Raw genomic sequence first — 14,440 nt, forward strand, 5'->3', positions numbered from 1 at the left:
CTCCAAGAGGGGCCGCCGCCTTCGTTCTGCTCTGCCGTACCGACTTAGCTGAAGGAGTCGCCGCAGGCGCAGGAGCCGGTCGCGTTCGGGTTGTCGATCGTGAAGCCCTGCTTCTCGATGGTGTCGACGAAGTCGATCGACGCGCCGCCCAGGTAGGGAGCGCTCATACGGTCGGTGACGACCTTGACCCCGCCGAAGTCCTTGACGACGTCACCGTCGAGGGAACGCTCGTCGAAGAAGAGCTGGTAGCGCAGGCCGGAGCAGCCACCGGGCTGGACGGCCACACGGAGGGCGAGGTCGTCGCGGCCTTCCTGGTCGAGCAGGGCCTTGACCTTGGCCGCGGCGGCGTCGCTCAGGATGATGCCGTCGGTGGCGGTGCTGGTCTCGTCCGATACGGACATCTACATCTCTCCCGGGTTGTACGGAGACTGCTTGCCGACGAGTGCAACCGGCGGGTCCGCTGTTTCATTCCGGGCCGGCGTTCGTCTTCTCGCGTTTTCGCTTGTTCTCTACCTCTTCATGCTCGCACATACCCGCGACCGGGATTCACGTCACATGGACGCAATGGGCATCGTCAAAGTGACGTGAAGCAGTTATGATAGATAACGTCAGAACGACGAAAAGTAGAAAGGGTGCGTGTCGTGACCACCGCCCAGACCACCGAGCTCGACGTACAGCCGACTCCGCTCGCCCTGCTGCTGCTCGGCCGTGAGGCCGACCCGAAGAGCGAGCGGGGCGTCGAGTGTCCCGGCGACCTGCCCTCGCCGTCCGACCCGGACCTGGTCGCGCGCGCCCGCGCGGCCAAGGAGAAGCTCGGCGACAAGGTCTTCGTGCTCGGCCACCACTACCAGCGTGACGAGGTCATCCAGTTCGCCGATGTCACGGGCGACTCCTTCAAGCTGGCCCGGGACGCGGCCGCCCGCCCGGAGGCCGAGTACATCGTCTTCTGCGGTGTGCACTTCATGGCCGAGTCCGCCGACATCTTGACCTCGGACGACCAGAAGGTGGTCCTCCCCGACCTGGCGGCCGGCTGCTCCATGGCCGACATGGCGACGGCCGAACAGGTCGCCGAGTGCTGGGACGTGCTGACGGAGGCCGGGATAGCCGAGCAGGTCGTCCCCGTCTCGTACATGAACTCGTCCGCGGACATCAAGGCGTTCACGGGCAAGCACGGCGGCACCATCTGCACCTCGTCCAACGCGAAGCGGGCCCTGGAGTGGGCCTTCCAGCAGGGCGAGCCCTCGGCGACGAAGGTGCTGTTCCTGCCGGACCAGCACCTTGGCCGCAACACCGCCGTCCGTGACCTGGGCATGTCCCTGGACGACTGCGTGGTCTACAACCCGCACAAGCCGAACGGCGGGCTCACGGCCGACGAGCTGCGGGCCGCGAAGATGATCCTGTGGCGCGGCCACTGCTCGGTCCACGGCCGTTTCAGCCTGGAGTCCGTGGCGGACGTACGCTCCCGTATCCCCGGGGTGAACGTCCTGGTCCACCCCGAGTGCAAACACGAGGTCGTGGCGGCGGCGGACTACGTCGGTTCGACCGAGTACATCATCAAGGCCCTGGAAGCGGCCCCGGCCGGCTCCAAGTGGGCGATCGGCACGGAGCTGAACCTGGTCCGCCGGCTGGCGAACCGTTTCGCCCCTGAGGGCAAGGAGATCGTCTTCCTCGACAAGACCGTCTGCTTCTGCTCCACCATGAACCGCATCGACCTCCCCCACCTGGTCTGGACCCTTGAGTCGCTGGCCGAGGGCAACCTGGTCAACCGCATCGAGGTCGACAAGGAGACGGAGGCGTTCGCCAAGCTGGCGCTGGAGCGGATGCTGGCGCTGCCGTAGCCGTACGACCGCGTGTCACCCCGGGTCGACGGGTTTCCGCCCGGGGTGCGCCGGGTCGACGGTGAAGATCGTGCCGTCGGAGGTCGAGAGGACCAGGGCGCCCCGGTTGAACCACACGGTCGGCAGCAGCCCGCTGTTGCCCAGGACCTCGGCGCGTGCGGAGGACTCCCACAGCCGGGTGCCCTTGGCCGCGTCGAGCGCGACCACCCGCCCGCTCGCGCCGGCCAGGTACACCGTGCGTCCGCTCGCGTCCACCGAGGCCTGGCCAGGCGACTCCAGGGTCGTGTGGCTGCTCCACAGCCGGACCCCGGTGGTGGGCGAGAAAGCGGTGACCAGGCCGCTGGAGGTGGCGAGGTAGAGGGTGCCGTGGGCCAGGGCGGGCACCCCGCCCCGGTAATGCTCGGGCAGGGAGGTCAGGGTGCGTTTGCCCGTGTCGGGGTCGACGCGCACGATGCGGGTGTAGATCAGGTCGGGGCCGTTGTCGACCTCCTTGTCGTCCGTCTCCAGGAAGACCAGCCGGCCGGAGAGCACGCCCACGAAGCCGGCCCGCTGGGCGGGGGACGTCAGGGTGCGGACCGGCCCGTCGGGGTCGACGACATAGAACTTCGTGGCGTGTGAGCCGTCCTCCTGGTCGGCGCACTCCACGTAGGGAAGGTCGTCGGCGGCCATCGCCGAGCAGAGGTAACCGGTGGGCACGGGGATCGTACGGCGCACTGTGCCGTCCTTCGCCGAGCGCACGGTCACCGTGCTGCCGTCGCCTTCCTCAGTGAGGGTCACCCCGTCGGCGTAGGCCGAGCCCAGGCTGTCGGTGCGTACCGCGTGGGACCAGAGCCTGGTGCCGCTCCCGGTGTCGAGCGCGAGGACGGACTGGGCCTGTCCCAGGCCGCCGCCGTCGGTGACGGTCAGCTCCACCAGCACCCGGCCCTCGTCCACGCCGAGGACGGTGGTGATGTAGCGGTCGGCCGGCACGCCCGCGGGTGCGATGCCGGCGCGCCAGAGGGTCCGGCCGGTGGTGGCGTCGACCCGGGTCGGGAGCAGGGCGGTGCCGCCGCAGTAGACGGAGCCGCCGTCGGACACACAGGTGGGCGAGGTGTCGCCTTCGTAGCCCGGTGCCTTCTTCACCCCGTCCTCGGCGGCCGCGGACACGGTGGTCTGCCAGGGCTGCCAGCCGGTGGGGAGGCTGCCCCAGCGGGAGGCCGAGGACCCGGCGGCACCGGTGTGGGCCTCGCCGTCGCCGTTCCACGGGCCCAGCAGGAGGAGGCCGGTCAGGGCGGCGGCCAGGACGCCGGGGACCACGAGCAGTGCGGGCCGGCGTGGGCGGCCGCCGGTGTCCTGGGCCGTGTCGGCGCCGAGGGCCGGAACTTCGGGCGCCACCGCGGAGGGCAGGCGCAGGGTCAGCGTCTCCGGTTCGCCGGGCCCCGGCTCCGGCAGGACCCGCTCGAACTCCGCCGCCAGTTCGTCGAGTCCGGGCCGGTCGGCGGGTGCCTTGGCCAGGCAGCGCTCCAGGACCGCGCGCAGCGGCCCGGTCACCCCGTCCAGGAAGGGCTCGTGGTGAACCACGCGATAGCCGGTCAGATAGGGGCTGTCGGCGTCGAAGGGACCGCGTCCGGTGACGCAGTACACCAGCAGCGCGCCGAGCGAGAAGACGTCCGAGGCGGGGCCGACCGTACGGGCGTCGGTGAACTGCTCCGGGGACATGAACGGCGGGGTGCCGACCATCTGCCCGGTCTCGGTGAGGGTGTTGTGGTTCTCGGCGGCCCGGGAGATGCCGAAGTCGATGACGCGGGGGCCGTCCTCGGCGATCAGGACGTTGGCCGGTTTCAGGTCGCGGTGCACGACCCCGGCCCTGTGGATGTCCCGCAGTGCCTCCACCAGCCCCAGCGCCAGGGGCCGCAGTTCGGTGACGCGCAGGGCGCCCCGGTGGCGGATGCGGGCGGCGAGCGACTGCCCGGGCACGTACTGGGTGGCCATCCAGGGCGGTTCGGCCTCCGGGTCGGCGTCCACCACGGCCGCGGTGAAGGCGCCGCTCACCCGCCGCGCGGCCTCGACCTCCTGCCGGAACCGGGCCCGGAAGACCGGGTCCTGGGCGTACTGGGCGTGCACCACCTTGACGGCGACCTCGCGCCCGGAGCGGGCCCTGCCCCGGTAGACGACGCCCATGCCGCCGGCTCCGAGCCGGTCGACGAGCCGGTGGCCGCCGATCGTCCTCGGGTCGTCCTTGTGCAGCGGCACCCCGAAACTCCCCTTCGCCGCATGGCAGTTCGATCCGACAGCATACGGAACCCACAACGCACCGACGGCCGGTTCCCGGGTGGGACCCGGGAACCGGCCGACGTTCAACAGGCCGTCACACGGCCGCGGGACTGTTCAGAACGGCCGTGGGACCGTCATACGGGCGCGGGCTCCGGTTCCTCGGCGGTCTTCGCCGGTTCGCCAGGGTCTCTTTTCGGTCCTGGGTGCCGTCCTTTTATCCGGCTCCTACTCCGGCCGCGGTACGCCCGGGTGGAGTTCACTCCGTCCTCGGACGGACCAGCCCCGACTCGTACGCGATCACCACGAGCTGTGCCCGGTCCCGGGCGCCCAGCTTGGCCATGGCCCGGTTGACGTGCGTCTTCACGGTCAGCGGGCTGACCTCCAGGCGCTCGGCGATCTCGTCGTTGGAGTGCCCGCCGGCGACCTGGACCAGGACCTCGCGCTCGCGTGAGGTGAGCGCGTCGAGCCGTTCGGCGCGGGCCGGGTCGCGGCCGTCGCCGCCGGCGTCGCCCTGGGCGAGGAAGCGGGCGATCAGCCCCTTGGTGGCGGTCGGGGAGAGCAGGGCCTCGCCGCCGGCGGCGACCCGGATGGCGCTCAGGAGTTCCTCGGGTTCGCTGCCCTTGCCGAGAAAGCCGGAGGCGCCCGCGCGCAGCGCCTGTACGACGTAGTCGTCGACCTCGAAGGTGGTCAGGATGACGACCCGGACCTGGGCGAGGGAAGGGTCCTCGCTGATGAGCCGGGTGGCTGCCAGCCCGTCCGTGCCGGGCATCCGGATGTCCATCAGGACGACGTCGGCCCGGGTCTCCCTGGTCAGCCGTACCGCGTCGGCGCCGTCGGAGGCCTCGCCGACCACCTCCATGTCGGGCTCGGAGTCGACGAGCACGCGGAACGCGCTGCGCAGCAGGGCCTGGTCGTCGGCGAGCAGGACACGGATCGTCATATGGAATCCCCCAGGGCGGCCGTGCGGTGGTTCGTACGGTCGTCGGTGTCGGTCTTGACCGGCAGGATGGCATGGACGCGGAAGCCGCCGCCGTAGCGGGGGCCGGTGGTGAGGGTGCCGCGCAGGGCGGTGACGCGCTCGCGCATGCCGAGCAGGCCGTGGCCGCCGCCTTCCTCGGGGACGGTGTCCTCGCCGGAGCCGTTGTCGAGGACGGTGACCTCGATGTGCGGTCCGACGCGTACGACGCTGACCTCGGCCTTGGCCTCGGGGCCTGCGTGCTTCTGCACGTTGGTCAGGGCCTCCTGGATGATCCGGTAGGCGGCGAGGTCCACGGCGGCGGGCAGGGTGGTGCCCTGGTCGGCGCGGGCCACCTCGACCTGGAGGCCGGCGTTGCGGAAGGTGTCGGCGAGCTCTTCGAGGAGGTGCAGGCCGGGGGCGGGTTCGGTGGGGGCCTCGGGGTCGCCGGACTGGCGGAGCAGACCGACGGTGGCGCGCAGTTCGTTGAGCGCGGAGCGGCTGGCCTCGCGGACGTGGGCGAGGGCCTCCTTGGCCTGGTCGGGCCGCTTGTCCATGACATGCGCGGCCACGCCCGCCTGCACATTGACCAGGGCGATGTGGTGGGCGACGACGTCGTGCAGATCGCGGGCGATGCGCAGCCGCTCCTCGGCGACCCGGCGGCGGGCCTCCTCCTCACGGGTGCGTTCGGCGCGCTCGGCGCGTTCGCGGATGGCCTGGACGACGGCCCGTCGGCTGCGGACCGCGTCCCCGGCGGTGGCGCCGATGCCGGTCCAGGCGAAGATCGCGAGGTTCTCCTGGGCGTACCACGGCAGGGGGCCCGCGGCCATCGCGGCGGTGGTCAGGACGGTCATGGTGAGCAGGCCGGCCCGCAGGGTGGTGCGGCGGTCGGTGGCGGCGGCGACGGTGAAGAGGGCGACGACGGCCGCCATCGCGACGGGGGCACGGGGGTCGCCGGTGACGCACTCGACGACGGAGGCCGCGCCGGTGACGGCCAGGACCGTCTTCGGGGCGTGCCGGCGGAAGACCAGGGCGACGGCGGCGAGCGTCATCAGGAGCAGGCTGAGGGTGTCCGGGGTGCGGATGCCCCAGGCGACGCCGTGCGCGCCGTGCGGGACGGCGAAAGAGCTGACGACCATGCACACGAGGGCGCCCGCGGCGATGACCGCGTCCACGGCGAGTGGATGGGCGCCGACTCTGCAGCGGGCTCTTTCGAAGGGGCTCACGTGTGAACAGTACGGGGGCTGCGTGCGGGCCGGAACCGAAGCGACCGCCGTACCGCCCACCGGGGGCACCGCCCCTGAAGGCTGCCGCCCCCGGCCCCCGCGTCGGCCTGAACGGCCTCGCCCTCGAACGCCGGACGGGCCGGACAGTGGGGGGTACCGCCCAGCCGGCGCTCGCGGACGCCGCACGGGCCGGAGCAAGCGCCGCCCGCCCTTCGAGCGCGGACTTCCGACAGCCGGGTGGGCGTGGGAATCGGCTGGGAGGGCGCGTGGACGGGGGTTCCGCGGGCTCAGCCCGGGATGAGGCCGTCGTCCCTCAGGAAGGCCCGGACCTCCTCCAGGGTGGCGTCCGGGGAGGGGAGGATCAGGTCCGAGGGTTCCAGGGCGTCGTCCGGGAGCGGGGTGCCCAGTTCGCGGACCTTGTCCAGGAGGGCGCCCAGGGTGCGGCGGAAGGCTGTCTCGTCGCCGGACTCCGTCTCCGCCAGGAGGTCGTCGTCCAGCTTGTTCAGTTCGGTGAGGTGGCTGTCGGCCAGCCTCACCTGGCCCTCCCCCATGATCCTTACGACCATGTCGGCCATGTCGCCCTCCAGGCGTCGGCTACTGCTTGTCGAAGCGCGGGGTGTCCTGCGGCTGCGGCGTCTGCCGGCCCTGGCCGGTGCCGCCCTCGATCGCCTGCTGCGGCTGGCCGCCGGCCAGCTCGGCCTTCATCCGCTGGAGTTCCAGCTCTACATCCGTACCACCGGAGAGGCGGTCCAGCTCGGCGGCGATGTCGTCCTTGGCCATACCGGACGGGTCGTCGAGGGCGCCGGAGGCGAGCAGTTCGTCGATGGCGCCGGCGCGGGCCTGGAGCTGCTGCGTCTTGTCCTCGGCGCGCTGGATGGCGAGGCCGACGTCGCCCATCTCCTCGGAGATGCCGGAGAAGGCCTCGCCGATGCGGGTCTGGGCCTGGGCGGCGGTGTAGGTGGCCTTGATGGTCTCCTTCTTCGTGCGGAAGGCGTCCACCTTGGCCTGGAGGCGCTGGGCCGCGAGGGTGAGCTTCTCCTCCTCGCCCTGGAGGGTGGAGTGCTGGGTCTCCAGGTCGGTCACCTGCTGCTGGAGGGCGGCGCGGCGGGACAGCGCCTCGCGGGCGAGGTCCTCACGGCCGAGCGCGAGCGCCTTGCGGCCCTGGTCCTCCAGCTTGGTGGACTGCTGCTGGAGCTGGTTCAGCTGGAGTTCGAGCCGCTTGCGGGAGGTGGCCACGTCGGCCACCCCGCGGCGCACCTTCTGGAGCAGCTCGAGCTGCTTCTGGTACGAGTAATCGAGGGTCTCGCGCGGGTCCTCGGCCCTGTCCAGGGCCTTGTTCGCCTTCGCGCGGAAGATCATCCCCATACGCTTCATGACACCGCTCATGGGCTTCGCGCGCCCCCTTCTGACGGACTCCAGCTCACAGATCCTGCGACAGAACCCACAGTACGGGCCCTGCCTCCATTACCGCACTGTTCGGGGACCGATGCGCTCATCCCCAAGGACGACTGCGGTCGCCTCCGCTCCGGCACAGGTAGTAGGTGGCCCCCCAGTTCTCCCGGGCGGCCCCCCGGTGAACCCGCGCGCAACCGCCGTACAACCCTCGTACAACGCCATACCAACGGCGTACGGCCCGAGCGAACCGTCTGCAACGTCCCCTCTGTCCCCTAATGGAGACGACTGACGTTGCGGGATCGTTCCCCGCCGGACTAGGGCCCACACCCCGCCACCCCGTACCCTTGTGTTTTGTGTTCCGTAGCCGTGCCAAGGATGAGAAGGCCCCCGCCGACAAGGCGGTCGTGACCGACTCCAAGCAGACCCGTGACCCGCAGGCGCCCAAGGGCAGGCCCACGCCCAAGCGCAGTGAGGCCCAGACCCAGCGCCGCAGCGTGGCCAACACGCCGACGAACCGCAAGGACGCCGCCAAGCGTCAGCGCGAGGACCGGCGCGCCGCCATGGAGCGCCAGCGCCAGGCGCTGGCCACCGGCGACGAGCGGTACCTGCCGGCCCGTGACAAGGGCCCGGTCCGCAAGCTCGCCCGCGACTGGGTCGACTCACGCTTCAACGTGGCGGAGTTCTTCCTGCCGCTGGCCGTGATCATCCTGGTCATGAGCGTGGTCAACAACGCGGCGATCAAGAACATCGCGCTGCTGCTGTGGCTGGTCGTCATCGTGCTGATCGTGCTCGACGCGGCCGTCAGCGGCTTCCGCCTGAAGAAGCGGCTGGCCGAGCGCTTCCCGGACCAGAACAGGAAGGGCGCCGTCGCCTACGGTCTGATGCGCTCCCTGCAGATGCGCCGGCTCCGGCTGCCCAAGCCGCAGGTCAAGCGCGGAGAGCGGCCCTGAGCACAGAGCCTTTCTCCGGGGGTGCGGCGAGGGCCTGGCAAACCGGGCTGGGCGGGCTGCGTGATGTCGTACGACAGGAGCTGGTGGCCCGGCAGCTCGACGAGCAGATAGCCGGGCGGTTCCCGGTCGGGCAGCGGCTGCGCGTGCTCGACGTGGGGATGGGCCAGGGCACGCAGGCGCTGCGGCTGGCCCGGACCGGGCACCAGGTGACCGGTGTCGAGCGGGAACCGACGATGATCGAGGCCGCGCGGGAGGCCCTGGCCGGTGAGCCGGAGGGGATCCGCGAGCGGGTGCGGATCGTCCAGGGGGACGGGCGGGACACGGGTGTCCACTTTCTGCCGGGCAGCTTCGACGTGGTGCTCTGCCACGGTGTGCTGATGTACGTCGAGGAGCCGGACGCGCTGCTGGCCGGGCTGGCCCGGATGCTGGCCCCGGGCGGGCTGCTGTCGCTGCTGGTGCGCAACGCCGACGCGCTGGCCATGCGGCCGGGGCTGAGCGGGGACTGGGCGGGGGCACTGGGCGCTTTCGACACCGTCTCCTATCGCAACCGGCTGGGCCTGGAGGTGCGGGCCGACCGGCTGAGCACCCTCACCGCCGCACTCGCCGGCATCGGTGCGCCGCTGCACTCCTGGTACGGGGTACGGGTGTTCACGGACACGGCCGTGGACGGCGCCCAGGTACCGGCCGACGTGGAGACGCTGCTCGCGGTGGAGGAGCGGGCCGGGCGGACGGATCCGTACCGGGCGGTCGCGGCGCTGCTGCATCTGTGCGGGGTCCGCGGCTGACAGCGTCGTGTGCTGCTCGTTCGGGTCAGCAGCACGAGCCGGACCGGCACCCTACGACAAGACTCGGGGCATGGACGTTTCCCGTACCCACCGGTCCTTCCGTACGGCCGCCCTGCTCGGCTCCTGCTGCCTCGCCCTCGTCTGCTGCCTCGCCCTCGTCTCCGGCTGTTCCGCCTTCGACAGCGACACGGCCGGGGACAGCACGACCGCACAAGCCGCCCAGGTGGCGGCCGTTCCCATGGCGGCGGCCGATCTGCAGAACCAGTACCAGAAGGTGATCAAGCAGGTCCTGCCGTCGGTCGTGCAGATCCAGGCCAGCAGGGACCTGGGCTCGGGCGTGGTCTACGACGGCAACGGGCACATCGTCACCAACGCGCACGTCGTCCAGGGCGAGAAGAAGTTCCGGGTGACGACCGCCAACAACGAGGAGCCGCTCACCGCGACGCTCGTCTACTCCTACCCCGAGCAGGACCTGGCGGTCATCAGGCTCGACAAGCTCCCGGACGGGCTGAGGGCGGCCACCTTCGGGGACAGCGAGAAGGTCGAGGTCGGGCAGATCACGCTCGCCATGGGCTCGCCGCTCGGGCTGTCGTCCAGCGTCACCGAGGGCATCGTGTCGGCGACCGGACGGACCGTCAGCGAGAACGCCGAGGGCGGCGGTACGGGCGCCACCATCCCCAACATGGTGCAGACCTCGGCCGCCATCAACCCCGGAAACAGCGGCGGAGCCCTGGTCAACCTGGACGGCCAGATCATCGGCATCCCGACGCTCGCCGCGAGCGACCCCGACCTCGGGGGCAGTGCGGCGCCCGGGATCGGGTTCGCCATCCCGGCGTCGATGGTGAAGACGGTCGCCGACCAGATCATCAAGCAGGGCAAGGTGGTCGACTCGGGGCGGGCCGCGCTCGGCATCAGCGGGCGCACGGTCGTCGACGTGAACTACCAGCCGGCCGGGGTCGCCGTCGTGACCGTGAAGAAGGGCGACGCGGCCGACAAGGCGGGCATCAGGCCCGGGGACATCATCACCAAGGTGGGTGGCGACGACATCACCACCATCACCTCACTGGCCGAGTCGCTCGCCGTGGACCGGCCGGGGCAGAAGACGACGGTGACGTACAGCCGGAACGGCGTCGAACGGACGGTGGATGTGACCCTGGGCGAGCAGTGACGGCGGGGCGGCCCGTGCGGGGCCGCCCCTGACCGGCACCTCTCAGGACCCGTCCGCGTGCAGGCTCATCGGGCCGTAGATCTCGGTGGTGTCCTCGTAGAGCCACACCTGGTCGGCGCCGCCGGCCAGCAGGGCCTTCCACTGCTCGCCGATCCAGGACTCGGCGTCGCCCTGGGTGGTGAACTCCTCGGGTTCCACCGCGGGCTGGACCTCCGTCCCGTCGGCCTTCTCGAACCGCCACGTCCATGCCGTCATGTAGGCCTCCTTTGATCCAACTGGTGCATCGTATGTGGTCAGTGCAGGGTGCAGGACCCCTTCGGGACTACCCCTGAGGGCAGGACTCGTCGCGTCGGGTGAAAATCAGGGCGTGGAAGTGACTTTGCTCGGTACCGGTGCTCCCGCGGGTCTGCCCCGCCCGGACTGTCCCTGCGCGGCCTGTGCCTGCGCCGTCGGGGAGGACGTCCGGGCCGCCACGGCGGTGCTCGTCGACGGAACGCTGCTGCTCGATCTGACGCCGGGCGCGGCGTTCGCGGCGGCGCGGGCCGGGCGGACGCTCGGGGGTGTCCGGCAGGTGCTGCTGTCGCATCCGCACGACGGGCCCGCCGTCGAGGTGCCGGCCGGGCTGCCGCAGCCGGGGCGGGTGCCGGACGGGCGGGAGCTGTCGCTGCTGACCGGGCACCGGGTGCGGGCGCTGGCGATGGACGCGGGCGGCACCGGGTACGCGGTGACCGGACCCGCCGGGCTGCGGCTGCTGTACCTGCCGCCGGGCAGCGCCCCGGCCGGGCTGGAGAACGGGAGCGCGGAGTCCTACGACATGGCACTCCTGGACGTCGTGGGGCGCCCGGACGCGCTGGCGCGGCTGCGGGCGGTCGGCTCGGTGGGACCGACGACGGACATCATCGCCGTCCATCTCGACCACGACGTGCCGCCCGGACCGGAGTTGCGCCGGCGGCTGGCCGCGGCCGGGGCGCGGGCCGTGCCGGACGGTACGACGCTGACGGTGGGGGTGTACGAGGAAGTGCCCGACGTTCCGCGCCGGACGCTGGTGCTGGGCGGCGCGCGGTCCGGCAAGTCCGTGGAGGCCGAGCGGCGGCTGGAGTCCTTCCCCGACGTGCTGTACGTCGCCACGGGCGGGACGCGCGGCGGGGACACCGAGTGGTCGGCGCGGGTGGCCGCGCACCGGGAGCGGCGGCCGGGGTCGTGGCGTACGACGGAGACGTGCGACCTGGTGCCGTTGCTGGCGCAGGACGGGCCGCCGCTGCTGGTGGACTGTCTGTCGCTGTGGCTGACGGACGCGATGGACTCCGTCGGGGCCTGGGACGACACGGATTGGGCGTCGGGCGGGGAGAAGGCGCTGCGGGAGCGGGTGCGGGAGCTGACGGAGGCGGTGCGCTCGACCCGGCGGACGGTGGTCGCGGTGTCCAACGAGGTGGGGTCGGGGATCGTGCCGGCCACGGCGTCGGGGCGGCGGTACCGGGATGAACTGGGCCGGCTGAACGCGGCGTTCGCGGACGAGTGCGAGCAGGTGGTGCTGGTGGTGGCCGGGCAGGCGGTGGTGTTGCGGTAGTGGAGCGCCCCTTGGGGGCGCGGGGAACTGCGCGACCAGTCCGCACCAACCAGCAGCCGCGCAACGGCCCGTCACCGCCCCTTTCTCGCGATGATCCGGTACCCGTTGGAGAAGGGTGTGCGGCGCAGCAAGGGGGCCAAGGCCTGGTCGACGGCTGCCGCCACGGCCACCAGCGGGGCCGTCGCCCCCAGCCACCGCTTCGGCAGCACCCGGCCCAGCGCCAGGGTGAGCGCCGCCGAGATGTCGTACGGGATGTGGGGCGCTTTCCGGTCGGCTTTCAGGATCTCGCAGCCCTGGGACTCCAGTTCCGCCCGCAGGTTGGCCGGCGGCACCAGGTGCAGATGGCGGGGCTGGCCGTACGGGAGCCACCACTTGCCGAGAAGCGCGCCGAAGGCGCTGCGCGGGTTCGCGACGTCGATCAGGAGGTGGCCGCCGGGCCGCAGCGCCGCGAGGGCCGCGCGGAGTTCGGCGCGTGGGTCGGGGGCGTGTTCCAGGTGCCGGAACATGCTGACGACGTCGTAGCGGGCGCGCAGCCGGGCGAGAACATCCGGTGCGGTCAGGTGGCCGCAGTGGGCCTCCTCGATGTGCCCCTCGGCCTGGGCCCACACCACCCGGAGGGTCGAGTCCAGGCCGTCGAAGGACGTGTACGTGAAGAGTTCCTTCGCCGTACGGGGGAAGTGGGCGTGGCCCGTCCCGACGTCCAGCCAGCTCTCCGGCTCCGTCAGGGCCAGCATGGCGTGGGCGGCGGCGCGGTGCCGGCGGCGGCCGCCGCGGGTCGCAAGAAGGCGGTCGGTGTAGTCCTCCAGACGGCCCTCGTAGTAGTCCCGGTGGTAGAGGGTGAAGCCCACTGCGGTCAGCCGGGGGTTCTGGAAGGCGTGGGCGCAGTCGCGGCACTCGTCGACGACGAACCTGCCGGGCCGCTGATGGAGGAGGTCGGGCGTGCGCAGACGGGTGCGCAGGCGTCTGGAGCCGCACCAGGGGCAGTCCTCGCGGCGCGGCTCGTGGAACCCGTCGGTGCCCGGGAGGAGTTCGGGTCTTGGCGACATGGGCGGCTCCCTGTGCTCCCTTGTACGCAATCCACTGCAAACCGGAACGTATGGGATACCGATCTTGCCTGCCAAGACGCCGTGCGGGTGTGGTGGCGATCTGGCACCGAACCGTTCGTTCGGTGCCGGTACTGTTCGGCGAATGAGCTCGCTTAATCTCGACGACTTCACCGATCTGATCGAGCGCCCCGACGGCGGTGTGCGCCGTGACGCAGAGGCGCGCCGGGAGCGGCTGATCGTGCCGCCCGGATCGCTGGGCCGCCTCGACGACCTGGGTGAGTGGCTGGCCGCCGCACAGGGTTCCGTGCCGGTACGGCCGGTCGAACGGCCGCGGGTCCTTCTCTTCGCCGGTGACCACGGCGTCGCCGAACTCGGCGTGTCCGCGCGGCCGGCGGGCAGCGCCGGGCTGCTGGTGCGGGCGATCCTTGAGGGGGCCAGCCCGGTGGCGGTGCTGGCCCGGCGGCTCGGGGTGCCCCTGCGGATCGTCGACATGGCGCTGGACTGCGACCCGGACACGCTGCCCGCGGAGGTGGTACGACACCGGGTGCGGCGGGGCAGCGGCCGTATCGACTTCGAGGACGCGCTGACCCTGGAGGAGGCCGAGGCGGCCTTCCGGACGGGCGTGGCGCTGGCCGACGGGGAGGCCGACTCCGGGACCGATCTGGTGGTGCTCGGCGATGTGAGCGTCGGGGGGACCACGGCGGCCTGCGTGCTGGTCGCGGCGCTGTGCGGGACCGACGCGTCCGTGGTGACCGGGCGGGGCGGGGTCGCCATCGACGACCTCGCGTGGATGCGGAAGTGTGCGGCGATCCGGGACGCGTTGCGGCGGGCGCGGCCGGTGCTCGGGGACCAGTTGCAGTTGCTGGCGACGGTCGGCGGGGCCGACCTGGCGGCGATGACCGGGTTCCTGTTGCAGGCGGCGGTACGGAAGCTGCCGGTGGTGCTGGACGGGGTCGTGGCGGCCGCGTGTGCGCTGGTCGCCCAGCGGATCGCGTTCCGGGCGCCGGACTGGTGGCTGGCCGGCCATGACAGCGGGGAGCCGGGCCAGGCCAAGGCGCTGGACCGGATGGCCCTGGAGCCGCTGCTTGAACAGGGCGTGACGGTGGGCGAGGGAGCGGGAGCACTGCTCGCCCTTCCGCTGGTCCAGTCCGCGGCGGCGCTGGCGGCGGAACTCCCGGAGAAGCCGCAGAATCCGGAGTCGGAGGAGAAGCCGGAGGAGTAGGGAGAGGTCCCTGCGTGTGGCGCGGTTCGTCGCGG

14 protein-coding genes are annotated in these 14,440 nt (G+C 71.9%); 6 read left to right on the plus strand and 8 right to left on the minus strand.

Features of this window, described 5'->3' with window-relative positions:
* Positions 1 to 44: 44 nt before the first annotated feature.
* On the minus strand, positions 45 to 401 hold the full coding sequence (locus ACZ7OO_RS08230) for an iron-sulfur cluster assembly accessory protein (protein WP_030951236.1): 357 nt from the start codon (positions 399 to 401) through the stop codon (positions 45 to 47).
* A gap of 240 nt (positions 402 to 641) precedes the next feature.
* Between ACZ7OO_RS08230 and nadA the strand changes: the two genes are divergently transcribed.
* A complete protein-coding gene (gene nadA, locus ACZ7OO_RS08235) occupies positions 642 to 1,838 on the plus strand; it encodes a quinolinate synthase NadA (RefSeq protein ID WP_471502731.1) in 1,197 nt (398 codons plus the stop codon).
* 15 nt (positions 1,839 to 1,853) lie between these two features.
* Here nadA and ACZ7OO_RS08240 read toward each other — a convergent pair whose 3' ends face one another.
* The 5 genes from ACZ7OO_RS08240 to ACZ7OO_RS08260 all read right to left on the minus strand — a co-directional run bounded on the left by ACZ7OO_RS08240 (position 1,854) and on the right by ACZ7OO_RS08260 (position 7,658).
* Positions 1,854 to 4,070 carry a protein kinase domain-containing protein gene (locus ACZ7OO_RS08240; protein WP_471502733.1) on the minus strand — a complete coding sequence of 739 codons (2,217 nt, stop codon included), beginning with the start codon at positions 4,068 to 4,070 and terminating at the stop codon, positions 1,854 to 1,856.
* Positions 4,071 to 4,347: 277 nt separating this feature from the next.
* Positions 4,348 to 5,031, minus strand: coding sequence for a response regulator (locus ACZ7OO_RS08245; RefSeq protein ID WP_471502735.1), 684 nt, complete (start codon positions 5,029 to 5,031; stop codon positions 4,348 to 4,350).
* Entirely contained in the window at positions 5,028 to 6,272 is a 1,245-nt protein-coding gene (locus ACZ7OO_RS08250; RefSeq protein WP_471502737.1) for a sensor histidine kinase, read from the minus strand. Before ACZ7OO_RS08250 ends, ACZ7OO_RS08245 begins: the two co-directional genes overlap by 4 nt.
* 287 nt (positions 6,273 to 6,559) lie before the next feature.
* On the minus strand, positions 6,560 to 6,838 hold the full coding sequence (gene pspAA, locus ACZ7OO_RS08255; protein WP_471503388.1) for a PspA-associated protein PspAA: 279 nt from the start codon (positions 6,836 to 6,838) through the stop codon (positions 6,560 to 6,562).
* Between the two features lie 28 nt (positions 6,839 to 6,866).
* A complete protein-coding gene (locus tag ACZ7OO_RS08260) occupies positions 6,867 to 7,658 on the minus strand; it encodes a PspA/IM30 family protein (protein WP_471502739.1) in 792 nt (263 codons plus the stop codon).
* A gap of 284 nt (positions 7,659 to 7,942) precedes the next feature.
* Here ACZ7OO_RS08260 and ACZ7OO_RS08265 point away from each other — a divergent pair, with 284 nt between their 5' ends.
* The 3 genes from ACZ7OO_RS08265 (at position 7,943) to ACZ7OO_RS08275 (ending at position 10,570) form a co-directional block, all read left to right on the plus strand.
* Positions 7,943 to 8,617: a DUF3043 domain-containing protein gene (locus ACZ7OO_RS08265; RefSeq protein WP_471502741.1), complete on the plus strand. Its 675-nt coding sequence runs from the start codon at positions 7,943 to 7,945 to the stop codon at positions 8,615 to 8,617.
* An 83-nt stretch (positions 8,618 to 8,700) separates the two neighbouring features.
* Entirely contained in the window at positions 8,701 to 9,402 is a 702-nt protein-coding gene (locus tag ACZ7OO_RS08270; protein WP_471502743.1) for a class I SAM-dependent methyltransferase, read from the plus strand.
* A gap of 70 nt (positions 9,403 to 9,472) precedes the next feature.
* Positions 9,473 to 10,570 carry a S1C family serine protease gene (locus tag ACZ7OO_RS08275; RefSeq protein ID WP_471502745.1) on the plus strand — a complete coding sequence of 366 codons (1,098 nt, stop codon included), beginning with the start codon at positions 9,473 to 9,475 and terminating at the stop codon, positions 10,568 to 10,570.
* Positions 10,571 to 10,612: 42 nt separating this feature from the next.
* On the opposite strand, the gene ACZ7OO_RS08280 is transcribed toward ACZ7OO_RS08275, so the two are convergent.
* A complete protein-coding gene (locus ACZ7OO_RS08280) occupies positions 10,613 to 10,825 on the minus strand; it encodes a hypothetical protein (protein ID WP_471502747.1) in 213 nt (70 codons plus the stop codon).
* Between the two features lie 112 nt (positions 10,826 to 10,937).
* Here ACZ7OO_RS08280 and ACZ7OO_RS08285 point away from each other — a divergent pair, with 112 nt between their 5' ends.
* Positions 10,938 to 12,137 (plus strand): bifunctional adenosylcobinamide kinase/adenosylcobinamide-phosphate guanylyltransferase, encoded by a 1,200-nt coding sequence (locus ACZ7OO_RS08285; RefSeq protein ID WP_471502749.1) that lies wholly within the window; start codon positions 10,938 to 10,940, stop codon positions 12,135 to 12,137.
* A 71-nt stretch (positions 12,138 to 12,208) separates the two neighbouring features.
* Here the strand turns inward: ACZ7OO_RS08285 and ACZ7OO_RS08290 are convergent, their stop codons facing one another.
* Positions 12,209 to 13,183 carry a class I SAM-dependent methyltransferase gene (locus ACZ7OO_RS08290; protein ID WP_471502751.1) on the minus strand — a complete coding sequence of 325 codons (975 nt, stop codon included), beginning with the start codon at positions 13,181 to 13,183 and terminating at the stop codon, positions 12,209 to 12,211.
* A 142-nt stretch (positions 13,184 to 13,325) separates the two neighbouring features.
* On the opposite strand from ACZ7OO_RS08290, the gene cobT reads away from it, so the two are divergent.
* Positions 13,326 to 14,405 carry a nicotinate-nucleotide--dimethylbenzimidazole phosphoribosyltransferase gene (gene cobT, locus ACZ7OO_RS08295; RefSeq protein WP_471502753.1) on the plus strand — a complete coding sequence of 360 codons (1,080 nt, stop codon included), beginning with the start codon at positions 13,326 to 13,328 and terminating at the stop codon, positions 14,403 to 14,405.
* Positions 14,406 to 14,440 lie beyond the last annotated feature (35 nt).

The sequence above is a fragment of the Streptomyces sp. NPDC111744 genome (assembly GCF_055634995.1).